This is a genomic window from Alkaliflexus imshenetskii DSM 15055 (genome assembly GCF_000517065.1).
Taxonomy (GTDB): Bacteria; Bacteroidota; Bacteroidia; order Bacteroidales; family Marinilabiliaceae; genus Alkaliflexus; species Alkaliflexus imshenetskii.
Genome location: NZ_KI912105.1, coordinates 3,463,662 through 3,485,555, shown reverse-complemented (window position 1 = coordinate 3,485,555; position 21,894 = coordinate 3,463,662). Strand labels below are relative to the sequence as shown.

Genomic DNA, 21,894 nt, shown 5'->3' with positions numbered 1-21,894 from the left:
TTGTCACTTAATTTTTTTTGCATCAGGGGTAAAAACACTCTAACAATCTGTTATCCAGACCGAACTAACAGAACATGCCCCGTGCATTGTCATGTAAAATTTTAAACTGTTTACGCCGTGCCGGATACTCGTTATGTTTTTGTTACAGGAGGGGTTGCCTCTTCATTAGGTAAAGGTATAATCTCCGCATCTCTAGCCAAACTACTACAGGCCAGAGGGTATAGAGTTACCATACAAAAACTGGATCCTTATCTGAACGTGGATCCGGGAACACTCAATCCATACGAACATGGAGAGTGCTATGTTACTGAAGACGGTGCCGAAACAGACCTCGACCTGGGGCATTACGAGCGTTTTCTTAACGTTCCCACCTCACAGGCCAACAACGTTACCACAGGACGAATCTATCAAAACGTCATCAACAAAGAACGACGAGGCGATTTTCTGGGCAAAACCGTTCAGATTATTCCACATATTACTGATGAAATAAAGCGGAACATCAAACTTTTGGGCAACAAACACAAGTTTGATGTGGTCATTACTGAGATTGGCGGAACAGTTGGCGATATAGAGTCATTACCCTATATTGAAGCGGTGCGTCAGTTGAAATGGGAGCTGGGCTCCAGAGCCATCGTGATTCACCTTACTTTGGTTCCGTTCCTTGCAGCCAGTGGAGAGCTCAAAACCAAGCCAACCCAGCACTCTGTAAAAGCCCTTCTGGAAATTGGTGTTCAGCCCGACATACTGGTTCTGCGTACCGAAAAGCATTTGGCTTTAGACATTCGAAAAAAGGTGGCGCTTTTCTGCAATGTGGATAGCAAAGCAGTGATTCAGTCCATCGATGTGAAATCCATATACGAAGTGCCGGTAAAGATGCAGGAAGAGGGTCTGGACGAAATCGTTCTGGAAAAACTACGTCTGCCAATTGATACCAAACCAGAGCTAAAGGATTGGAAAGCATTTCTGTCGAAACTCAACAACGCCAAAAAAACAGTAAAAATTGGATTGGTGGGCAAATATGTTGAACTTGCCGATGCCTATAAATCGATTATTGAAGCACTGATTCATGCAGCCACGTACAACGATCATAAGGTTGAAATAAAATTATTTCAAAGTGAAACCATACAGCCCGACCAAATATCTGAAGCACTAAAGGGTTTGCAAGGCATTCTGGTTGCACCAGGATTTGGACACCGGGGGTTTGAAGGCAAATTGGCAGCTGTAAAATATGCCAGAGAAAACAATATTCCATTTTTGGGTATATGTTTGGGCATGCAATGCTCCGTGATAGAGTATTCACGCAATGTGCTCAACCTTGAAAAAGCCAATTCAAAAGAGATGGATCATACCACTGCCTATCCGGTAATTGACCTGATGGAAGATCAGAAAAACATCACCGATAAAGGCGGAACCATGCGTTTAGGAGCCTACGATTGTAAACTCAAAAAAGGTAGTAAAGCCTTTGAAGCCTATGGTACCGAACAGATAAGGGAACGCCACAGACACCGGTATGAATTCAACAATGACTATCTTCAAGCTTTTGAAGAGGCAGGCATGATGGCAACCGGTATCAATCCGGACACCGGACTGGTTGAGATTGTAGAAATACCAAAACACAAATGGTTTGTAGGCGTTCAGTTTCATCCTGAATATAGCAGCACTGTTCTAAAACCCCATCCGCTATTCATGGCATTCATTAAAGTTGCAATAGCTGAGAATCAAAACGGAGCCAAATAATATCGAACAACAAAACAAAGTATAAGTAACAAGATAAAATGGATAGAAATTCGATAACGGGACTTGTCCTGATAATGTTAATCCTGGTTGGATTCTGGTTTATCAACAAACCATCACAAGAGCAAGTTGAAGCCATTCGTCAACAGCGGGATTCACTCCAGCGCGTGGAGATGCTGAGAGAGCAGGAAAGGCTTACAGCCGAAATCCGCAACGAAGCAGAAAAAACAAGCATTGTTCTTCAACATGACGAAGCGCCGGACACCCTCGTGGAGAACCGTATGCGTCAGATGTATGGACAAATAGCACCATTTGTTTCGGGCGAACAATCATTTCATACCATCGAAAATGAGAATATCGCAATCACCTTTACCAACAAAGGTGCACGCATATACTCAGTAGAACTTAAGCACTACAAAACCCACGACGGAAAACCCCTCATACTATTTGATGGTGATGACAATAAGTTCGGTTTTTCATTTACACACAACACCAGGGTTTTCAACACCAACAATCTATACTTCGACCTTACACAAAAAACTGCGAACGGAGTTGTTTTTACGCTCGGCACTGAGCACGGCGAAAAACTCTCCTTTATATACACTCTGCCCGAGGGGGAATACATGACCAATTTCAGTGTAAAAACTGAAAACCTAACAAACCTCATGGCCACGCCCAGAGGATCTATTGATTTCAATTGGGAAATGAAGATGCCCGCTTTTGAAAAAGGGCGTTCATTTGAACAAGAGCATTCAGGTCTCTACTTCAAATTTTTCCAGGATGAAGTTGATTGGTTAAAGCCAAGACGTAACGACGAAAAAGATTTGCGCACAAAGCTTCACTGGGTTGCTTTTAAAAGTCAGTTTTTTTCATCTGTATTTATTGCTGATGAAGCCTTTGCCAGTGCACAAGTATCCACCCAAATAGAAGAAAACGAAGAGAGCCCTTATTTGAAATACAATAAGACTGAAGCCGTTGTTCCTGTTGACTTTACCACCAACCAGCAGATTGATTTCCGCTTCTACTTTGGTCCAAACCACTTCTATACCCTAAATAAATATGGGAAAGAGCTTGAACTTAATGGATTGATTAGATTAGGCTGGGGTATTTTAGGATGGATAAACAAATTTGCCGTAATTCCGGTGTTCAACTTTTTGGAGCGCTACATCACCAATTATGGAATCATCATCCTTCTGCTTACCATACTCATCAAGATAGTATTGTTCCCGCTCACATATAAATCTTATATTTCATCGGCCAAAATGAAGGTATTGAAGCCACAGATAGATGAAATAAACGAGCGGATACCAAAAGATAAAGCACTGGAGCGTCAGCAAGCAGTGATGGCTCTATATCGCAAGGCAGGAGTAAATCCCATGGGAGGTTGTTTGCCTATGTTACTGCAAATGCCCATTCTGATTGCCATGTTCCGGTTTTTTCCTACGTCAATTGAACTGCGTCAGGAAGCATTCCTTTGGGCCACCGACTTATCAACCTACGATTCCATATTGGATCTGCCCTTCAACATTCCATTTTATGGCGCGCACGTGAGTCTTTTCACTTTATTGATGGCTGCTACAAACATTGTGTACACCAAAATGAACACCGAACTGACACAATCGACCAACCAGATGCCAGGTATGAAAGGGATGATGTATATGATGCCTGTGATGTTCCTGTTCTTCTTCAACAGCTACTCATCAGGATTGAGTTACTACTATTTCATCTCTACCCTGATCACAATAGGTCAAACCGTACTGATTCGTCAGTTTGTGGATGAGAAACTGCTACTCAAGAAAATACAGGCTCACCAAAAGAAACCTGTAAAAAAATCTAAGTTTGCACAGCGTTTGGAAAGTATGTCCAAACAGCAACATCAATTGAAAGGAAGGAAAAAATAACCATTCACAGAAAATCAATTATAGAGCTGCTTCGGAAACGGGGCAGCTTTTTTTGTGCTTCTTATTTTCGAACATAAACTTTTATCAACTATAACGGTGCTAATTAAGTGAACTGAATGGTACTCGTCCAGAAACGTTTAGAGAACCTCATTGCGTTGTATCGTCATACTCCGTTAAAAACAAACAAACAAAAAGGTGCACAAAATGAAAAATTATATTAATTTAGCGTTTGGTCTGAAAATCTCATCTTGAATCATATCGATCCACTCAATCGTCTTTCCGGAACAGATTGAGTGTCTGAGCGTGTAATTAATTGCAACGAGTTCACACAAGTTCAATCTAATATTTATTACACCTATGAGTTCAAAAATCGGAAGAAGGGACTTCCTTCAAAAGAGTGGAGCTGCAGCAGTAGGACTAAGCATTCTGCCTAATGTAGCCATGGCAACCCAGCCGGCACGTCCGGCCAAAAGAGCCCCCGGAGACAAACTGAGAATTGCCGGAGTTGGCGTAGGCGGACGCGGTTTCGCCGTTCTAAAAAACTTGGAAAGCGAAGAGATTGTGGCGCTTTGCGATGTGGATTGGAGATATGCTAAAAACTGCTTCGATTATTTCCCCAAAGCAAAAAAGTATTGGGACTGGCGTAAGATGCTGGAAGAGATGGGCGACCAGATTGATGCCGTGATGGTAGCCACTGCCGACCATACGCATGCAATTATTGCAGCTACTGCTATTACAATGGGTAAACACGTGTATGTTGAGAAACCACTGACACATACAGTTTACGAATCAAGACTTCTTACCAAACTCGCTGAAAAATACAAAGTAGCGACCCAAATGGGCAACCAGGGCGCATCTGAGGAAGGCGTATCACTGGTAAAAGAGTGGATTCAGAATGGCGAAATAGGCGAAGTAACACGAGTTGAAGCCTTTACTGATCGTCCCATCTGGCCACAGGGGCTTAATACTCCAAAACAAGGACAGTGGGTTCCTGATTATCTGAATTGGGATCTGTTCGTTGGACCAGCCAAAATGCGTCCCTACAATGAAATTTATACACCCTGGAATTTCCGTGGATGGTGGGATTATGGCACTGGCGCATTGGGCGACATGGCTTGTCACATTCTACATCCGGTATTTAAAGGTCTCAATCTGGGCTATCCATCAAAAGTACAAGGAAGTTCAACCCTTCTGCTTAACGACAGTGCCCCTGTAGCACAAAAAGTTCGCATGGTATTCCCTGCCCGTCCAAGAGCAGGCAAAGTGCGCATGCCCGAAGTAGAAGTTCATTGGTATGATGGTGGTCTGCAACCATTGAAACCAGCCAACTGGCCTGCCGGTAAAGACATGAACGTTCAGGGTGGTGGTGTATTGTTCTATGGCACCAAAGATATTCTGCATGTGGGTTGTTACGGTCGTCAGCCATGGTTGCTATCAGGCAGAGTACCCAATGCACCTAAAACAGAGCGTCGCATAGCCCTCAGTCATGAAATGGATTGGGTAAGAGCCTGTAAGGAGAGTCCAGAAAGTCGTGTACAGCCATCATCGGCCTTCAACGAAGCCGGCCCGTTCAACGAAATGGTGGTGATGGGGGTATTGGCAGTTCGCCTGCAAGCCCTTAACAAGGAGCTTCATTGGGATGGCGTAAACATGCGTTTTACCAACATCGGCGATGATGAAACCATCCGCACAGTTATCGAAGATGGTTTTGAAATCAGAGATGGGCATCCCACCTTTGCCAAAACCTGGACAGAGCCTGTCAAAGCAAAGGATTTTGCAGCTGAACTAATCAATCACAAATACAGAAAAGGCTGGACCTTGCCGGAAATGCCTAAGTAATATTAAATCCCCAAAACAGATATTTTTATGAAGAAAGTAGTTTTCATGCTGGCAGTAGCTGGCGCATTTGTAATGAGTTCCTGCGGTTCAGGTGCTTCAAAAAAAGCAGCTGAAGAAGCCCCAAAACTTAATGCTCTTACCCAACAAGAGATAGAAGATGGATGGATTCTGATGTTCGACGGCACCACATTTAACGGCTGGCGCGGATATGGCCGTACTGACATCCCAACTGCCTGGAGCATTGATGACGATGCCATCAAAATAAGTGGTTCAGGCGCAGGAGAGGCCGGTTCAATGGATGGTGGAGACATCATTTTCGACCGTCAGTTCCAGAATTTTGAATTGAAGTTTGACTGGAAAGTTTCACGGGCCGGTAACAGCGGCGTATTCTATCTGGCGCAGGAAATTGAAGATTTGCCTATCTGGCGCTCATCTCCTGAATACCAGATTTTGGACAACGTAAACCATCTTGACGCACGTTTGGGAAAAGATGGCAACCGCATGTCGGCTTCACTCTACGACCTTATTCCGGCCAAGCCACAAAATTCAAACCCTTATGGTGAGTGGAATACCGGAAGTGTGATAGTTTTCAAAGGTACTGTGGTTCATTTTCAGAATGACCAAAACGTATTGGAATACCACTTGTGGACGCCAGCATGGGAAGAGATGATTGCCAACAGCAAATTTGCCGGATGGGAAGAGTTTATCAATGCAGGTGGTGAAAACCGCATGGGATATATCGGTCTTCAGGATCATGGCGATGATGTATGGTTCCGAAACATCAAAATAAAGGTACTGGAATAACAACCGGGTAAAAATCCCCACAATAATACCTGAATAGGCCAGATGGATAAAAGTTCTCTCTGGCCTATTCTTCATTTAGCCCTATGAGTAATTGTGTGAATGGTTATACCGGATGCTTTTCGTCTCAACATCAAAGTAGTTGCTCAAAACCAAAACCCTCAATTACTACTGTTTTAAAGAACCGAGAAAGTATATTGCATCAGAAACAGCCATCCCATTTGGGTTGCAACCAGGCAGTCCTTCGGGGATTTCAATGCCTAAACGATCGTAATGCTCAACCCACAAGGTGTGAAAATCACCGGTTGAGGGATCAATAAAAGTCATTGGCTCAAGAGTAAATATGGAATCGTTGTCAAACAATGTATAAATAAGTCCGGAACAGTAATGCCTGTTACCACCAATAATGTATGCTTCGTCGTAAGGCAGGCCTAAAAGGAAGTTACCCTTTTCGATGGCTTGTGGTATATGATGCTCAAACGTGCCCTTTAACCGGTAAACATCTACAAAAGGATGATTCACCAGAAACTGGTTCAAAGGTTGGCGACAAACACGATTTTTAGGGTCGGCGTGAATAACAAACACCTCCTGTTCTGCCACCTCCACAATACCCATGTGGGTGTAGTTTGTGTTCTGATGCGTTTGAGTCACCTCATCAATAGCCGATGACAATTTACCTGCCTCTGATTGTGCTGGCCCTGTGAATAAAATGTCGCCAGATTTTAAGGATAAATGCGAATTAGACGAACCACAAGAGAAAATAACCCCTGCCATGAAAATAAGAATCAGTTTGACGATTAAACGATGCATCTGTTTGTGAATTGATTTCTGTTTGTCTGCCACTTCCCTATTTCAACGACCCGCAGAATGCTAACAAAGTGAAAAGTTCCCCAAAGATAACCATTTATCAAATGAAAATCTTTTAAAAACACTCTCATATCCGTAGAAACAAAACACCCCGAAAGCGTATATCTTCCGGGGTGTCGGTTAAAAATTAAACCTTGCGACTAAAAGAAAATGGCATATAAAACGCCCATAAGACCAATTGCTGCAAGAATGAAGACAATATTACGCGGCATTATACCATTGTTTTCGGCTGTTTTACCAAATATGCCAAACACCAGAGGGTGCACCAGGAATGGCATCGCAAACACAAAAGCGATTAGTCCTGCCGCCTGCTCACCAAACATGCCACCCTGAATGGCAGCAAAAAGTCCAAAGTGAGAAATTGCGGAAGAGTTGGCCATCACAGCATTGTCGAGGCTCATGTCACCAATAATATTGAGAATAAAGAGACCGCCAAACACGGCTACCAACTGCCATCCCAGCGAGAAGAGCATCAAACCGCGAATCTCCTTCTCTTCGGTTCCATTGGCAGTACGCAAAGTTCGCAAGGCAAGGAAGGTGAAAAGAAGTCCAAACCCAATAATTGCAATGGTGTATGGAATCAGCAACTTTCCGGTTGATGCACTTGCAGCCAGAATCGAAAACACAAAAATATGACCTACAAATGGGATGTTAATCATAATTGGTGCTCTCACCTGCGCCTCATAACCCAGGTCACCAGCCGTACAAGCACCTGTTAGTCCTGAGTGCGACAATGAACCGGCCATACCTGGCGCCAGGTTACGCATGTGATTTGCGCGTCCGAGAAGTATCAATAATGTTAATCCTCCAAACATCCAAAGGAGCTGTCCAAAAAAGCCAAAAGAGAGCACTGCATTCATTCCGGTAAGCGAAAAAGCCTCGGCAATGCGCGAGCCGCCTACCATAAAGTTGGCTGCCAGCACCACCGGGATTCCGGCAAAGAGCAATGAACGAATGGTGGGTCCAAACTTCCATTTGGAGAAAATCATACCCAAAGTCACGGACAATATCATGGCAAAGAAAATCTCGGGTAATGCAATTACCGGACGAATCAATTTAGCCACATGCCATGAGAGCACCAGCACGCCAAGAATAAGAGCCGTTTCAATCACACCTTTCCGGATATAAACCGGTTTGTTGGTAATTTTTGCACGATAATCAATCAAGATAATTGAACCAACCAAACCAAGGTATCCTAATAGTGGGTAAAAGCTATCAAGCGGCTCGTTGTTGTTGTATCCAACAATTACTCGCTTCATAGACTCAATACCGATAAGGATAAAAAAGGCACGAATAAGAAACATGAACTGGGTGAATTTAGTACCCAGAAACATCTCGTCGGTTGATGGCTCAACAATATCCGTAAGGTCAATCTTCTGTTTGGAGATGAGTTTGCGAATCTCCTGTCCGCCAACGAAGAAAGAGGCACTTAATGCGGTAATGGTCACCTTGCTGGTAAAGTCAACAATAGGAAACTCACTCAGGCCGGGAGTTCCCATTCCGGTACTCACCAGAACGTATCCCATCAGCAATCCAAAAACCACAATAATCAAGATTGGTGAATAGCGCGTTCCGGCCACAATGGTACGTGACACCAGCACCATGGAAATCACCAGCAAAAACGTCAGCCAAAACTGATTTAGAATATGAGCATTGGCCATCTGGTCAGAAAAATACTCCATCGTAAAATTTAAAAATTTAATGAATAATCAGGTTGAAAGATAAATGAGGGATTTCATAGGATTAGCCAATCATAATATGATTGAGCCGTGGCAAAAATAGTTTTTTTTTTAATTTCGTAATGTAATAATTTAAAAAACCACCATTTATGAGACTATTGCTATCGCTCTTATTGTCACTTTTTTTGAGTGCATGTACGCACTCTCCATCAGAAAAAATCATGGTGTATGCCTGGATGGGAGGCCCAGGAGATGCTACAGACCAGGAGATTGGTGCCCAATTTGCTAATTTAAAGCAGAAAGGCGTGGACGCACTGTTATACAATGGTGGCCACAACCCCGAAGTTTACCAACGTGTTGGCGAAATTGCCAAAGCACAGGGATTGAAATTTCATGCCTGGATTCCCACTTTGCTTCAGGGTAAGAATGACCAGCTTAAGGCAGAATACTACGTTGTGAATTCCAATGGCGAATCGGCATTGGAAAAGCCAGCCTATGTGGGATACTACACCTTTTTGTGCCCCAGCCACGAAGGCGTTTTCCACTATCTTGAAAACATCTACCTGAATGTAGCCAAAGTGCCATCAATTGATGGGGTTCATCTGGATTATATTCGTTTTCCGGATGTGATACTGGCCAGAGGTTTGTGGGAAAAATACGGATTAACAATGGATCGTGAATATCCGGAGTTCGACTACTGTTATTGCAGTAAATGCACCGATGATTTTGCCGAGCAATCGGGCATCAACATAAATGAAGTGGAAGACCCATCGCAAGTGGAAGAGTGGAAGCAGTTTAGGCGCAACCTGATTACCAACCTGGTAAACCGTTTGGCGCAATCCGTGCTTGAATCAGGTAAAGAAATTACCGCTGCCGTATTTCCGGGACCACACTCGGTTGCTTCACAAATTGTGCGTCAGGAATGGGATTTATGGAATTTGGATGCTGTATTCCCAATGAACTATAACGATTTTTATCTGGAAGATGCAGCCTGGGTTGGAGATGTAACCAGAGAGGGTGTTGAATCGTTGGGAGGTAAGTTTCCGCTTTACAGTGGTCTTTTTATCTGCCCCGACCCTGAAAACAGACACAAACAAGCAGACCCTGAAAACCATGGCCTCACACCGGATGAGTTAAGGGTAGCAATTAAAGCATCCATGGACAATGGCGCTGCCGGTATATGCCTGTTTACACCGGGCAGAATGACGGATGCCCATTGGACTGCGCTGCGCGAAACCATTTATGCCAATTGATAAATTAAGGCCGGAAGATTGCAAAAATGCTTCCATCCGGCCTTGTTTTTTTTAGATGCCTAGTGCATCAATAAGGTCATCCACACGCTCGGTATGTATGGAGCAGAGCCTATCAATTTTTTCGCGTATTTTGTGGTGGTCGGTAACATATTGATGGTCATGCGTAATGGGGAAATCCTTATTGTAATACTGCATCTCCTGTTCCTGTACCTTGATACGGTTCAACAATTGATTCAACTCCGTTTCGTGCTCATCAAGCACCATCAGTTCCACGGAGTTTAGCTCCTTTCCAGGCCGACATTCCGAGACTTCCCTGCTCCTCGACTTAATAATCTGAATCTCTTTTATGTAGCTATTCAGCCTGTTTTTCCAGAGTTTGTACTCAAAATCCAGATCTATCAGTAAAACTTCGCCTTTCTTCATAATCATCAGGATTAATAGTTTAGGTATTGAAATCAAACCCGATTTTAAAATAGGCAAAATTAACTACCTCTGCAACAACAGGTCAGAAAAAAGAGAGAGAATCATAAAAAATATACTCTGTCAACCTCTTAAGCACGCTATTCTTCCATCACACAAATATCACCCTTCATAAGCTGGCGTATTGTGTGCCATGCTACATTTTTTTTATTCTGTCCAACAGAAAATCTTTGCTTTTCACCCCCACAAAACGCTCCACCTCCCTCCCATCTTTCATCAAAATCAATGTTGGGATGCTTTTGATTTTATGGTGCTCCGCCAGGTGCTGGTGATTTTCCACATTAACCTTTGCTACCAAAGCTTCCCCATCCAGAGAATCGGCCACCTGACTAAGCACCGGCGCCATCATCTTACAAGGCATACACCACGATGCCCAAAAATCAATGAGCACAACACCAGATGAAGTCATCTTCTTAAAATCATCATCCGTTAAGTTAGCTATTTTTTTGCTATCAGCGAGTGATGCCAAATACTTTACACGGCGGTAGTTTAGATAAGCATACCCCACAAAAATCAAGATAAAGGCCAAAAGGCCATAATAGAAAGGACTCATAAGTGATAAAAAGATGGTTAGATTTTAGATGATGAGATGGATAGAAGTTGAATGATGAGAGGCGTTAAATTGGGTGATATCAAATCATAATCCCAGAGGTGTCTATCTATCAGACTCCTTAAATCTTACTGAATGATACAATATGTGCTATCCGATGAAAAACATTACTTAAGCAAGCACATTTTCGAGTGGTGCTTTCTTTTTCATTTTCATCTGATGGATATAATTGGAAGCCGCCAGCGCAGCCACCGTGCCATCGCCCACAGCAGTAGTTACCTGACGATAGCGTTTGGCTATGGCATCGCCGGCAGCAAAAACGCCCGGAAGGCTTGTTTCCATATCAGAGCTGACCACAATTTCACCCCACTTGTTCAAGTTCAGTTTTCCTTTCAGAAATTCGGTGTTGGGCACGTAACCAATAAATACAAACACTCCATCGGTTTTGAACCGCTCCACCTTTCCTGATTTCAAATCTGTAATATCCACAGCTTCGAGGTTTTCACCACCATAGAACGCAGTCACCTTTGATTCCATGACAAAATTTATCCTGGGATTGGCGCGCGCCTCTTCCACTGCATGTTCGAAGGCCTGAAAATGGTCAAACTGATGCACAATTGTTACTTTTGTGGCATATTTGGTGAGCGACACAGCCTCTTCGAGTGCTGAATTGCCGCCACCCACCACCACAATCTCCTTACCAGTAAAGAAATCACCATCACAGGTAGCGCAGTAAGAGATGCCCTTGCCTTTGTAATCCTCCTCACCGGGAACTCCCAAAGTACGACTTCTGCCACCCGGTGTTAAAACCAATGCATCGGCACTATAAATAGCACCGTTTGAGAGCAGCACCTGCTTCTGTTCGCCATTCAGCTCCATGCGTTCGATGCCGATATTGGATTTGATGTCACAACCAAACCGCTGAGCCTGGTTCTTCATGATGTTTCCCAGCATGTATCCGTTGATTGATTCCACTCCGGGATAGTTGGCAATTTCGTGGGTAAGCACCATTTGGCCTCCCACGGTGCCTTCGCTCAGGACGAGGGTTTTCACCCGGGCTCTCGAGAGGTAAATACCTGCCGTGAGCCCTGCGGGTCCGCCCCCAATCACTATTGCATCGTAATGATTGCTTTGTGCCATGATTATGCGTTTACAGGTTCGCCAAATTTCTCATTCAAGATAGAAGTCACCTGATCGCGCGATTGAATGCTCGATGTAGCTTTAACCACTTTACCGTTTTTGTAGTAAATGGTGAACGGAATTCCCATAAAACCGCGTACTTCAGGCAGGTTTCGTATTACATGGGCTTCGGGGCTGTCAAATGCCATATCGAAGAATTTCACGTGTGCATACTCGCCCTCCAACTCTTCCATAATTCCATAAACAGGAATGCACATGGGACCCATTCTACCGCAACATACCATAACATTCTCGTTCTCATTGATAATTTTTGCGTGCTGCTCGGCAGTGTCGATGTGTTTTAAATTTGTGTACAACATGATATAAAATATTAACTGTTTAACTTATCTGCATTCCCCGTTTGGGATTGACAATACAAAGCTACTGCACCCACCAATTTTTTCGTTAAATTTACCTCTCGACGAAAACAGTGTTTGAGTTGATTTGCATCAACTTTTTTATTGATGCAAATCTAAATCACACGCATATAGCTATCTATCAACAAGATATTCAACGCAAAACCATCGATGAGAACCATTCAGGAACAAGACAACGACTTTATATGCGATGTAAACGCTCCATGCTTTCACCTGCTGGCAGGTGCCGAACTCGATTTGGTGAGAGAGAGTAAAACGCAAGTACTGTTTCGAAAAGGCGAAAACCTCACCAAACAAGGCACATTTGCATCCTACATCCTTTTCATTGTAAAGGGAATAGCCAAACAACACCTGGAGGAAGGAGATAAAAACTTCAATCTGCGACTGGTTAAAGAGGGCGAATTTGTTGGATTATCGACCGTTTTCGGGAAAAACACCTTTAACTATACCACCATTGCACTTACTGATACACAGGCTTTTTTAGTTGAAAAACAAACCATTGAAAAACTCATACAGACTAACGGACAATTTGCTTTTAACATTATTCGTAAGTATTGCGGTCAAAACCAGATGCTTTTTGGCAGCATCCGCAACCTGATGTATAAACAGATGAATGGCAGATTGGCGGGAGCCTTGTTATACCTCAGCAGCGATGAGTTTAGCGCTTATGACCTGTTTTCACATCTCACCCGCAAAGAGCTAGGTGATTTTGCAGGTATATCAACAGAAAGTGCGGTTAAACTCCTCAAGTCTCTTGAAAGAGACGGCATTCTGAAACTGGAAGAGAAACATATCCATATACTAAACCGGCCATTGCTTGAAGAAATTGCCGAAAAAGGATAATTTTACAGAGATAATAACATCAAGTGATAAAATGGTTTATCCGCAAATTCACATGCGAAACTGCACAAAAAGCACAATGGCAAAACGTCTGTTTTATATTCTCACAATGGTTCTGATATTGGCTACCACCAGTTGCGAAAGCGACCTGAGCCTGAAGCTTAAGGATGGTGGCGGCCGATTGGTGATGTTTTCATTTCTGACACCAGATTCAGTCTTTTCGGTGCATCTGAGTCGCAGTGTGAGTCACTCATCGGTTGATGATTTTGAGCGCGTTTATGATGGTTTTATAGTAGTGTATCAAAATGGCGTGAGAGTGGATTCATTTGCCTATCCATTTAGAGATTTATGGGCAAAACGTCCCGATATTCAGATTCAGGAAGGAGATCTATTTGAACTACGCGCACGCGACGGCAGAGGCAATCGCGTTGAAGGCATCACTACAATTCCGCAAGCCATCGAAATAGAAGATTTAAAATATGAAATCATTCAATCGGCTGATGTTGATGGTGCCATACGACCCTTTTTACTTTGCACCATCATCTTTACCGATCCCATCCACACCAAGAATTTCTATCAGCTAATAATAACAGAAACCCTGAGCAATGGAAATGGCAATACCGTGCAACAGGTAAAATACTTTAAAGACGACCCCGTATTTTATATCCGTGACCAGGAAGGCAGCCTTATGGGAGGCATCGATTTTCATGGCTCCTTTGCAGACCACCTGATAAATGGCACCACCTATGAGTTGAAAGTCAGACTGCCCGAAGCCTATACCAAACCTGTTGGTGCAATAGAAAAGCGGGAACTCAACTTTATGTTGCTTAGCCATTCGCAGGACTATTTTGACTATCTGCGCAGTCGGGTAGTGGCTGAATACAATTATGACCTTCCAATTGTAGATCCCATAAAAATACACTCCAATGTAGATGGAGGACTTGGTCTGGTGGGCGGCATTTCCGTTGCCAGTAGCAAACTGGTATTTATTGGAAATGGTTATGAGTAATCAATTTAAGTTATAGGGAAGAGCAATAGCCCTGTGTGCATAGAGCGTATATTTGTGGCAGGCAATTCCAAATCATTTGCGGCTGTGCTGAGGAGCTAAAGCCGGAGGTTTTGTTTATTAAAATTAAAATTGCATTTTTGCATCGTTAAATCAAAACATCTAAATATTTATATATTATGGCGCTTTTTGGAAAAATGGATAACCTTGACAAAGGTTCTAATCAAGAAAAAGAGATTACTGATATTGAAAAAGTTAAGGTTCTGATTATAGGTTCAGGACCGGCAGGATATACAGCTGCCATTTATGCCGCACGTGCCAACCTCTCACCGGTAATGTATGAAGGTTTACAGCCGGGCGGTCAGCTTACCACCACCACCGAAGTAGAAAACTTCCCCGGATATCCCACCGGAATTACCGGTCCCGAAATGATGGAAGATCTCAAAAAGCAAGCTGAGCGTTTTGGCACCTCGGTGCGTTGGGGACTGGCCACCAAAGCCGACCTTTCGCAGCGTCCGTTTAAAATCACCATCGACGATAAAAAAATCATTGAAGCCGAAGCCGTAATTATTGCCACAGGAGCAACAGCCAAGTACCTGGGTCTGGAAGATGAAGCCAAATATGCCGGCGGCGGCGTATCGGCCTGCGCCACCTGCGACGGCTTTTTCTATCGCGGAAAAGATGTGGCAGTAGTTGGCGGTGGCGACACAGCCGCCGAAGAAGCCCTTTACCTTTCAGCACTTTGTAACAAAGTGTACCTAATCGTTCGTCGTAACGAACTGCGCGCCTCAAAAGTGATGCAGGAGCGGGTATTCAAAACCAAAAACGTTGAGATTCTTTGGGAGCACCAAACCCAAGGACTTTTTGGCGATGGCGTGGTTGAAGGCGCTGTGCTGGTGAAGAAAAAAGGTACCCCCGAAGAGGAAGAGGTGAAAATCAAAATTGATGGTTTCTTCCTGGCAATTGGTCACAAGCCAAATTCAGACATATTCAGCAACTATCTGGAGTTGGATAATGTGGGTTACATCAAAACAGTGCCCGGCAGTGCCAAAACCAACGTGCCCGGCGTGTTTGCCTGTGGCGACGTTCAAGACCCGATTTACCGTCAGGCCGTTACAGCTGCCGGCTCAGGATGTATGGCTGCCATTGATGCGGAACGCTGGTTGGCCGAACATGCCGAATAACAACTAAAATATAATTTACCGATAAAGGGCTGTCTGAAAAGATGGCCCTTTTTCTATTTGATGCCTGGTGTAGCACCAATGTGAAAAGCAACCAGCCCGTCCATTGGATTTTGACAGATGGTACCCACTCTAAAGCCGGAAATTTCAGCAGCCTCGTGCAACAGTTCGCTAAAATACCAGGCCGTACTGCCCGTGAAATTCACCGGTTGCTCAATGGCCGATTCATATTGGCTGATGTTGCGCTCAAAAAACTCCACAAAACTGCCACGCACCAATCGGCGAAGAGACTCATCATAAATATTTTGATGAATAAAATGGGCAAACCCGGCTAAAAAACGGTTGGGAAAAGGTTGCTTGTACACCCGGTCGAGTATGTCTGCCGGTGTGCTGCGGTAAAAATCCCAGAACCTGCGACAGACCGACTCAGGAAGCTGTTTTTTTAGCACATCGGCCACCAATTTTCGCCCCAAAACCGCGGCACTACCCTCGTCGCCCAACACATAACCCAAGGGAGACACATGGTTTACAATGGTGATTCCATCATAAAAACATGAGTTTGAGCCCGTACCCAGTATGGCCGCAATCCCACGCTGGCGCTGACACAGAGAACGTGCTGCTGCCATCAGGTCGCTATCCACAAAAACCCGACTAACCTGCCAGGCACGGACAATTGCGTTGCGCACCAACTCCCGCTTCTCATCGTTGGCGCAGCCTGCACCATAAAAAAATACCTGGTGAACTCCCTTTACCTGTAAAGTTACCTCTTTGCTGATGGAAGCAAAAATCTCATCCCCCGTCTGAAAAAAAGGATTAATCCCCGGAGTTGTCTGCCTTTCCACCTCTCCGGATGGGGTTATCAATGCCCAATCCGTATTGGTTGAGCCGCTGTCGGCAATGAGTATCATAAGTTTGCGTATTGATGCATTATCGTTTTCAGAACAGTTCACTGCCTTAACGATACGCTTCTGTGAAAAATGTTATATTTTTGGAAAGCCCTGATGGTTATGGATGACATCAACCAAACATAACCTGACGGCACTAATTTACCTTTTTTTCGAGAATTACATATCCGCAACAAATGGAAAAGCAAATAACCTGTTTTATTGAAGCAGGCAACTCAAACAACATCCGTCAAACCGTTAAGGATCTCCAGACCACAGATTGTGTGGCAGACATTTTTATTGTAGGGCCGGAGGCGCCAGAAGATTTGACGTTGAACGAGATCGCTGGATGGATTCAGCAACCATCGATGCAAACCACCGGTGCCATAAAAGCGATGGCCGAACGGTGCAAAACACCCTACGCACTCATCTATACCAAAAACCTGCCATTGCAAACAGGTTCATTTGCCCTGCACCGCATGCTTCAAGTGGCCGATGACACCTCCGCAGGAATTCTCTATGCCGACCATTACAGGATAAAAAACGGTGTAACCATGCCGCATCCGGTCATTGATTATCAGGAAGGCAGTTTGAGAGACGATTTTGATTTTGGTTCGCTTTTGCTCATCAATACCAAAGCCATGCAGTCTGCTGCGGAGGCAATGACAAACACCTATCAGTTTGCGGCACTATACGATTTAAGGTTAAGAATTTCGCAGCATCACGCATTGGTGAGACTTCCCGAATTTCTATATACCGAAATGGAGACCGACGTACGTTTATCGGGCGAAAAGATGTTTGATTACGTAGACCCGAAAAACAGAGCGGTGCAAATTGAGATGGAAGATGCCTGCACGGAACACCTGAAAGTTATTGGTGGATGGCTGGCTCCGCTGTTTAAAGATGTGGACTTTGACAGCGAATCGTTTCACAACGAGGCCTCTGTCATTATTCCGGTTCGAAACCGCATCAAAACCATCGAAGACGCCATCAAATCGGTGTTGAACCAGAAAACAGATTTTCACTTTAACCTCATTGTGGTTGACAACCACTCAACCGATGGCACCACGGAACTCCTGAGCAGCTACGCAAAAAAAGATGAACGCCTCATACATGTGATACCCGACCGACACGACCTGGGAATTGGCGGCTGCTGGAATGCTGGCGTTTTTCACCCGCTATGCGGAAAGTTTGCCATCCAGCTCGATAGTGACGACCTCTACATCAACGACTTGGTGGTTGATACAATTGTAAAATCCTTTTACGAACAGAAATGTGCCATGGTGGTAGGCTCCTATCAGATGGTCAATTTTAAACTGGAAGAGATACCTCCCGGCATCATCGACCATAGGGAATGGACACCGGACAATGGACGCAACAACGCCCTGAGAATAAATGGTCTGGGTGCGCCTCGTGCTTTCTATACGCCCATCCTCAGAAAAATAAAAGTGCCCAACACAAGCTACGGCGAGGACTATGCGCTTGGTCTTAGAATTTCGCGCGATTACCAGATTGGACGACTTTATGAGCCGCTTTACCTTTGCCGCAGATGGGACGAAAATTCCGATGCTTCGCTCGACATCGGTAACCTGAACGGCCATAACCTGTATAAAGACCGCATCCGAACCATCGAACTCAAAGCCAGAATCGCCAAAAACAATCAGACAAGATGAATAAACCCATCCGGATTCAGGTGGAAGAGCTTTTGGCTGAACAGTGCCAAAATTGGCCGCTGGCAAAGAAAAACTTCGACGGATTGGCGAAAGTCATTACCCGTGAGTGCCGGTTTGCCAATGGCACAGCCCTGCGCATTCAGTTCAACCCGGAACGCATGGTCTCGTCATCGGCCAAAACGGATGCACAATCCATTGCCGCCCGCAAATGTTTTTTGTGTGATGAAAACCGTCCCACGGAGCAGCAGAGCGTCCCATTTGAAAAAAATTACCGGATTTTAATCAACCCCTTCCCCATCTTTAAAAAGCACCTGACCATTACCGGAATCAGTCACACAGACCAGCGAATTGATGGTAGAATACAGGATATGCTGCAACTGGCCGAAACCCTGGATGAATATGTGGTTTTCTATAACGGCCCGGCATGTGGCGCATCGGCACCCGACCATTTTCACTTTCAGGCCGGTAATAAAGGCTTTATGCCCGTGGAAAGCGATTTTGAGAACCTCCCGCTAAATCCCATCACACAAAATGGCAGCTTTACCATGCATTCCATGGATGACGGATTGCGAAAGGCCATCGTATTAAGCAGTAAGGAAGTTGAGCCCATAGCCATCGAGTTCGAAAAAATCTATCACATTTTGGCCAGCATGCAACCATCGCTGCCGGAACCAATGATTAACCTGCTGGCCTGGAAAAAAGAGGGTGACTATGTGTTAGTCATCTTTCCCAGAAAAGCGCATCGTCCGGCACAGTATTTTATGGAGGGCGACGAACAGATTTTATTCAGTCCGGCAGCCGTTGACCTGGGAGGTGTGTTAATAACCCCGCGTGAGCAGGATTTTTATAAGATGGATGAGGCATTAATAAGTGACCTGTTCAGACAAATTGTACCCGATGCTGAAGCGTGGGCATCATTAATCCAAAACATATCCGTATGACCATACAACCAGAGATACAAGTAGGCATCTTATCGGCCACCACCATCCGTTTTCGCCTCAATGGGCCATTTTACCTTAAAAACCACGAAATGGCACTCGAGGGAGAAGGCGTGGCTATTCTGAAAGGCGAAGAGGTGATGCTGCACGTTGGCGATACAATCGTGACAGCCAAACAGCCGGTTGACCTGGTCCCGAAGGAATACAACAGTGCAGATTTTGATTTGATGGGTGTGTTGATTGGCATCAATTTCCACTGGGAAAGGAAGGAAGACCAGAAATTCAGGGGTACGCTGCGCTTTATTGCAGAAAACGATAGGGTGAGAGCCATCAACATCCTGCCGCTGGAGGATTATCTGCTGAGCGTAATTTCTTCGGAGATGAGTGCCACCTCATCGATGGAGCTACTGAAAGCCCATGCCGTAATTTCACGCAGTTGGCTGCTGGCACAAATTGAAAAAGGTGAAGAAGTAAAAAAAACGGGGCATTACACCACCACCATCGAAAAACCGGGCGAACGCATCCGTTGGTACGACCGCGAAGACCACGCCCATTTTGATGTGTGTGCCGACGACCACTGCCAGCGCTATCAGGGTATTACCAAAGCATCAACAAAAGCCGTGAAGCAAGCCATTGAGGCCACATTCGGCGAGGTCTTGCTTTTCAACAATAAAATTTGCGACGCCAGATTTTCAAAATGCTGCGGTGGTATCTCCGAACTTTTTGAAAACACCTGGGAACCGATAAACCACCCATACCTGGCCATGGTAGTTGACAGTGAGAATATTCCGGAAGGCTACAATATGGACATGACACAGGAAATCAATGCCAAGGAATGGATTAGAACCGCTCCGGACTGCTTTTGCAACACCAGCGACAAGCAAATTCTCTCGCAGATTTTAAATGACTATGACCAGGAGACGCCGGACTTTTTCAGGTGGACACGCGAATTATCGCAACTCGAGATAAAAAACCTTCTGAAAACCAAAACAGATATCGATGTAGGCGATGTGCTCAATCTGGAGCCGCTGGAAAGGGGTGTGTCGGGCAGAATCACCAAGCTAAAAATAACCGGCAGTCAATCGTCGTTTGTAATAGGTAAAGAACTTGAAATCCGCAAAGCACTTTCGCCCTCACATCTATACAGCTCCGATTTTGTAGTTGATAAGCAGGACGAACAGAACGGTATTCCAGATAAGTTCATCCTCACCGGTGCAGGATGGGGACACGGTGTGGGGCTTTGCCAGATTGGTGCCGCTGTGATGAGCGCTAAAGGATATGATTACCGGAAAATATTAAGCCACTATTTTAAAGAAGCTATTACCAAACGGGTGTATGGTTGAAACGAATAACCATTCTGAATATCAATCAAGAAAACAAAATCATTGTGGTCAAAAGCAGGCAACTGTAGACCTTCATAAGCATTAAAATGTCATTAATGAAAAAACACTCCCCCTGGGCATGGATACCTTCACTCTACTTTGCACAAGGGTTGCCCTATGTGATGGTAATGACGGTTTCGGTTATCATGTATAAACGACTGGATGTATCCAATACCGACATTGCCCTCTACACCAGTTGGCTCTATCTGCCCTGGGTGATTAAGCCGCTTTGGAGTCCATTGGTGGATTTGCTTAAGACCAAGCGTTGGTGGATTGTTACGATGCAACTGATGACCGGCGCTGGGTTGGCCGGTGTGGCATTCACCATCCCCACCGATTCGTTTTTTCAGTTTACACTGGCATTTTTCTGGCTTCTGGCTTTTAGCTCTGCCACCCACGACATTGCTGCCGATGGGTTCTATATGATGGGGCTTAAAGCGCATGAACAGGCACTCTTTGTAGGCATCCGTAGTACATTTTACCGAATCGCGATGATTTTTGGCCAAGGCATTCTCATTATTCTGGCCGGATATCTGGAAACCACATCGGGCATTAAAGGCGCCTGGCGACTTACGTTTCTGGTAATTTCAGCCGCATTCGTGCTCTTTTCGCTGTTTCACCGCTACATATTACCGCGTCCGGCAGACGACAAACCCGGTAACACAGACACAATAGCAGAACTGGCGAGACAGACCGGTCTGACGTTCATCTCCTTCTTTCAGAAAAAGAATATTGGCGTAGCGCTGGCATTCCTGCTTCTCTTCAGACTGGGCGAAGCACAGCTCGTAAAACTGGCATCGCCCTTTATGCTTGATGCTGTTGAGGCAGGCGGATTGGCTCTTGAAACAAGCACCGTAGGCCTCATCTATGGCACCATTGGGGTGATAGCCCTCACGCTGGGTGGCATTCTGGGCGGTATTGTGATTTCAATAAAAGGGTTGAAATTCTGGCTTCTTCCAATGACGCTGGCCATCAACCTCCCCAATCTGGCCTATGTGTACCTTTCACATGCCATGCCCGAGAGCATGTGGCTTATTTCAGCATCGGTGGCGCTTGAGCAATTTGGTTACGGATTTGGTTTTACCGCCTATGTGCTGTATATGATTTACTTTTCCGAAGGGCCAAACAAAACATCACATTATGCCATCTGTACCGGACTGATGGCGCTGGGCATGATGCTTCCCGGAATGGTTTCGGGATGGATTCAGGAACAGATTGGATACGCTTCGTTCTTTATCTGGGTGATGATTTGTACAATTCCCGGTTTTTTGGTTATCAGATTTCTGCGCGTCAATCCCACTTTCGGCATAAAAAACACTCAATAGAAATA

The 21,894-nt window shown here is 44.7% G+C and carries 19 protein-coding genes; 12 read left to right on the top strand and 7 right to left on the bottom strand.

The window, feature by feature from the left end; genetic code table 11:
* Positions 1–117: 117 nt before the first annotated feature.
* The 4 genes from ALKIM_RS0114530 to ALKIM_RS0114515 all read left to right on the top strand — a co-directional run bounded on the left by ALKIM_RS0114530 (position 118) and on the right by ALKIM_RS0114515 (position 6,278).
* The gene (locus ALKIM_RS0114530) at positions 118–1,737 is read left to right on the top strand and encodes a CTP synthase (protein ID WP_026475282.1); all 1,620 of its coding nucleotides are present in this window, start codon (positions 118–120) and stop codon (positions 1,735–1,737) included.
* A 38-nt stretch (positions 1,738–1,775) separates the two neighbouring features.
* The gene (gene yidC, locus ALKIM_RS0114525) at positions 1,776–3,635 is read left to right on the top strand and encodes a membrane protein insertase YidC (RefSeq protein WP_026475281.1); all 1,860 of its coding nucleotides are present in this window, start codon (positions 1,776–1,778) and stop codon (positions 3,633–3,635) included.
* Between the two features lie 357 nt (positions 3,636–3,992).
* Complete coding sequence (locus ALKIM_RS0114520; RefSeq protein ID WP_026475280.1) at positions 3,993–5,474, top strand: Gfo/Idh/MocA family oxidoreductase; 1,482 nt, start codon at positions 3,993–3,995, stop codon at positions 5,472–5,474.
* A 27-nt stretch (positions 5,475–5,501) separates the two neighbouring features.
* Positions 5,502–6,278: a 3-keto-disaccharide hydrolase gene (locus tag ALKIM_RS0114515; RefSeq protein ID WP_026475279.1), complete on the top strand. Its 777-nt coding sequence runs from the start codon at positions 5,502–5,504 to the stop codon at positions 6,276–6,278.
* A 165-nt stretch (positions 6,279–6,443) separates the two neighbouring features.
* Here ALKIM_RS0114515 and ALKIM_RS0114510 read toward each other — a convergent pair whose 3' ends face one another.
* Positions 6,444–7,085, bottom strand: coding sequence for a YiiX/YebB-like N1pC/P60 family cysteine hydrolase (locus ALKIM_RS0114510; protein WP_026475278.1), 642 nt, complete (start codon positions 7,083–7,085; stop codon positions 6,444–6,446).
* Positions 7,086–7,282: 197 nt separating this feature from the next.
* Positions 7,283–8,824 (bottom strand): hypothetical protein, encoded by a 1,542-nt coding sequence (locus tag ALKIM_RS0114505; protein WP_026475277.1) that lies wholly within the window; start codon positions 8,822–8,824, stop codon positions 7,283–7,285.
* A gap of 146 nt (positions 8,825–8,970) precedes the next feature.
* Here ALKIM_RS0114505 and ALKIM_RS0114500 point away from each other — a divergent pair, with 146 nt between their 5' ends.
* Positions 8,971–10,074 (top strand): glycoside hydrolase family 10 protein, encoded by a 1,104-nt coding sequence (locus tag ALKIM_RS0114500; protein WP_026475276.1) that lies wholly within the window; start codon positions 8,971–8,973, stop codon positions 10,072–10,074.
* A gap of 51 nt (positions 10,075–10,125) precedes the next feature.
* On the opposite strand, the gene ALKIM_RS0114495 is transcribed toward ALKIM_RS0114500, so the two are convergent.
* From ALKIM_RS0114495 to ALKIM_RS0114480, 4 genes are all read right to left on the bottom strand, one after another.
* The gene (locus ALKIM_RS0114495) at positions 10,126–10,497 is read right to left on the bottom strand and encodes a hypothetical protein (RefSeq protein ID WP_026475275.1); all 372 of its coding nucleotides are present in this window, start codon (positions 10,495–10,497) and stop codon (positions 10,126–10,128) included.
* Between the two features lie 193 nt (positions 10,498–10,690).
* Complete coding sequence (trxA, locus tag ALKIM_RS0114490) at positions 10,691–11,107, bottom strand: thioredoxin (RefSeq protein WP_084555902.1); 417 nt, start codon at positions 11,105–11,107, stop codon at positions 10,691–10,693.
* Between the two features lie 168 nt (positions 11,108–11,275).
* Positions 11,276–12,244 (bottom strand): NAD(P)/FAD-dependent oxidoreductase, encoded by a 969-nt coding sequence (locus ALKIM_RS0114485; RefSeq protein WP_044117992.1) that lies wholly within the window; start codon positions 12,242–12,244, stop codon positions 11,276–11,278.
* Positions 12,245–12,246: 2 nt separating this feature from the next.
* Positions 12,247–12,603, bottom strand: a complete 357-nt coding sequence (locus ALKIM_RS0114480; RefSeq protein ID WP_173400724.1) for a YbbN family protein — start codon at positions 12,601–12,603, stop codon at positions 12,247–12,249.
* Positions 12,604–12,810: 207 nt separating this feature from the next.
* Here ALKIM_RS0114480 and ALKIM_RS18730 point away from each other — a divergent pair, with 207 nt between their 5' ends.
* The 3 genes from ALKIM_RS18730 (at position 12,811) to trxB (ending at position 15,690) form a co-directional block, all read left to right on the top strand.
* Positions 12,811–13,503, top strand: coding sequence for a Crp/Fnr family transcriptional regulator (locus ALKIM_RS18730; protein ID WP_044117991.1), 693 nt, complete (start codon positions 12,811–12,813; stop codon positions 13,501–13,503).
* 76 nt (positions 13,504–13,579) lie between these two features.
* The gene (locus ALKIM_RS0114470; RefSeq protein WP_162148825.1) at positions 13,580–14,509 is read left to right on the top strand and encodes a DUF4249 family protein; all 930 of its coding nucleotides are present in this window, start codon (positions 13,580–13,582) and stop codon (positions 14,507–14,509) included.
* A gap of 176 nt (positions 14,510–14,685) precedes the next feature.
* Entirely contained in the window at positions 14,686–15,690 is a 1,005-nt protein-coding gene (trxB, locus tag ALKIM_RS0114465) for a thioredoxin-disulfide reductase (protein ID WP_084555901.1), read from the top strand.
* Positions 15,691–15,743: 53 nt separating this feature from the next.
* Here trxB and ALKIM_RS0114460 read toward each other — a convergent pair whose 3' ends face one another.
* Positions 15,744–16,595 carry a hypothetical protein gene (locus ALKIM_RS0114460; RefSeq protein WP_026475269.1) on the bottom strand — a complete coding sequence of 284 codons (852 nt, stop codon included), beginning with the start codon at positions 16,593–16,595 and terminating at the stop codon, positions 15,744–15,746.
* Positions 16,596–16,768: 173 nt separating this feature from the next.
* Between ALKIM_RS0114460 and ALKIM_RS0114455 the strand changes: the two genes are divergently transcribed.
* The 4 genes from ALKIM_RS0114455 to ALKIM_RS0114440 all read left to right on the top strand — a co-directional run bounded on the left by ALKIM_RS0114455 (position 16,769) and on the right by ALKIM_RS0114440 (position 21,889).
* Positions 16,769–18,244: a glycosyltransferase family 2 protein gene (locus ALKIM_RS0114455; RefSeq protein WP_026475268.1), complete on the top strand. Its 1,476-nt coding sequence runs from the start codon at positions 16,769–16,771 to the stop codon at positions 18,242–18,244.
* Positions 18,241–19,185 (top strand): DUF4922 domain-containing protein, encoded by a 945-nt coding sequence (locus ALKIM_RS0114450; RefSeq protein WP_026475267.1) that lies wholly within the window; start codon positions 18,241–18,243, stop codon positions 19,183–19,185. Before ALKIM_RS0114455 ends, ALKIM_RS0114450 begins: the two co-directional genes overlap by 4 nt.
* Positions 19,182–20,525, top strand: a complete 1,344-nt coding sequence (locus ALKIM_RS0114445; RefSeq protein ID WP_044117990.1) for a SpoIID/LytB domain-containing protein — start codon at positions 19,182–19,184, stop codon at positions 20,523–20,525. Before ALKIM_RS0114450 ends, ALKIM_RS0114445 begins: the two co-directional genes overlap by 4 nt.
* Before the next feature lie 95 nt (positions 20,526–20,620).
* On the top strand, positions 20,621–21,889 hold the full coding sequence (locus ALKIM_RS0114440; RefSeq protein ID WP_026475265.1) for an MFS transporter: 1,269 nt from the start codon (positions 20,621–20,623) through the stop codon (positions 21,887–21,889).
* The last annotated feature ends 5 nt before the right edge of the window (positions 21,890–21,894 follow it).

Excerpts from the sequence above, each read along its gene's own strand:
- yidC (WP_026475281.1), top strand. The coding sequence starts at position 1,776 with ATGGATAGAAATTCGATAACGGGACTTGTCCTGATAATGTTAATCCTG.
- ALKIM_RS0114520 (WP_026475280.1), top strand. The coding sequence starts at position 3,993 with ATGAGTTCAAAAATCGGAAGAAGGGACTTCCTTCAAAAGAGTGGAGCT.
- ALKIM_RS0114515 (WP_026475279.1), top strand. The coding sequence starts at position 5,502 with ATGAAGAAAGTAGTTTTCATGCTGGCAGTAGCTGGCGCATTTGTAATG.
- ALKIM_RS0114510 (WP_026475278.1), bottom strand. The coding sequence starts at position 7,085 with ATGCATCGTTTAATCGTCAAACTGATTCTTATTTTCATGGCAGGGGTT.
- ALKIM_RS0114505 (WP_026475277.1), bottom strand. The coding sequence starts at position 8,824 with ATGGAGTATTTTTCTGACCAGATGGCCAATGCTCATATTCTAAATCAG.
- ALKIM_RS0114500 (WP_026475276.1), top strand. The coding sequence starts at position 8,971 with ATGAGACTATTGCTATCGCTCTTATTGTCACTTTTTTTGAGTGCATGT.
- ALKIM_RS0114495 (WP_026475275.1), bottom strand. The coding sequence starts at position 10,497 with ATGAAGAAAGGCGAAGTTTTACTGATAGATCTGGATTTTGAGTACAAA.
- trxA (WP_084555902.1), bottom strand. The coding sequence starts at position 11,107 with ATGAGTCCTTTCTATTATGGCCTTTTGGCCTTTATCTTGATTTTTGTG.
- ALKIM_RS0114485 (WP_044117992.1), bottom strand. The coding sequence starts at position 12,244 with ATGGCACAAAGCAATCATTACGATGCAATAGTGATTGGGGGCGGACCC.
- ALKIM_RS0114480 (WP_173400724.1), bottom strand. The coding sequence starts at position 12,603 with ATGTTGTACACAAATTTAAAACACATCGACACTGCCGAGCAGCACGCA.
- ALKIM_RS18730 (WP_044117991.1), top strand. The coding sequence starts at position 12,811 with ATGAGAACCATTCAGGAACAAGACAACGACTTTATATGCGATGTAAAC.
- ALKIM_RS0114470 (WP_162148825.1), top strand. The coding sequence starts at position 13,580 with ATGGCAAAACGTCTGTTTTATATTCTCACAATGGTTCTGATATTGGCT.
- trxB (WP_084555901.1), top strand. The coding sequence starts at position 14,686 with ATGGCGCTTTTTGGAAAAATGGATAACCTTGACAAAGGTTCTAATCAA.
- ALKIM_RS0114460 (WP_026475269.1), bottom strand. The coding sequence starts at position 16,595 with ATGATACTCATTGCCGACAGCGGCTCAACCAATACGGATTGGGCATTG.
- ALKIM_RS0114455 (WP_026475268.1), top strand. The coding sequence starts at position 16,769 with ATGGAAAAGCAAATAACCTGTTTTATTGAAGCAGGCAACTCAAACAAC.
- ALKIM_RS0114450 (WP_026475267.1), top strand. The coding sequence starts at position 18,241 with ATGAATAAACCCATCCGGATTCAGGTGGAAGAGCTTTTGGCTGAACAG.
- ALKIM_RS0114445 (WP_044117990.1), top strand. The coding sequence starts at position 19,182 with ATGACCATACAACCAGAGATACAAGTAGGCATCTTATCGGCCACCACC.
- ALKIM_RS0114440 (WP_026475265.1), top strand. The coding sequence starts at position 20,621 with ATGAAAAAACACTCCCCCTGGGCATGGATACCTTCACTCTACTTTGCA.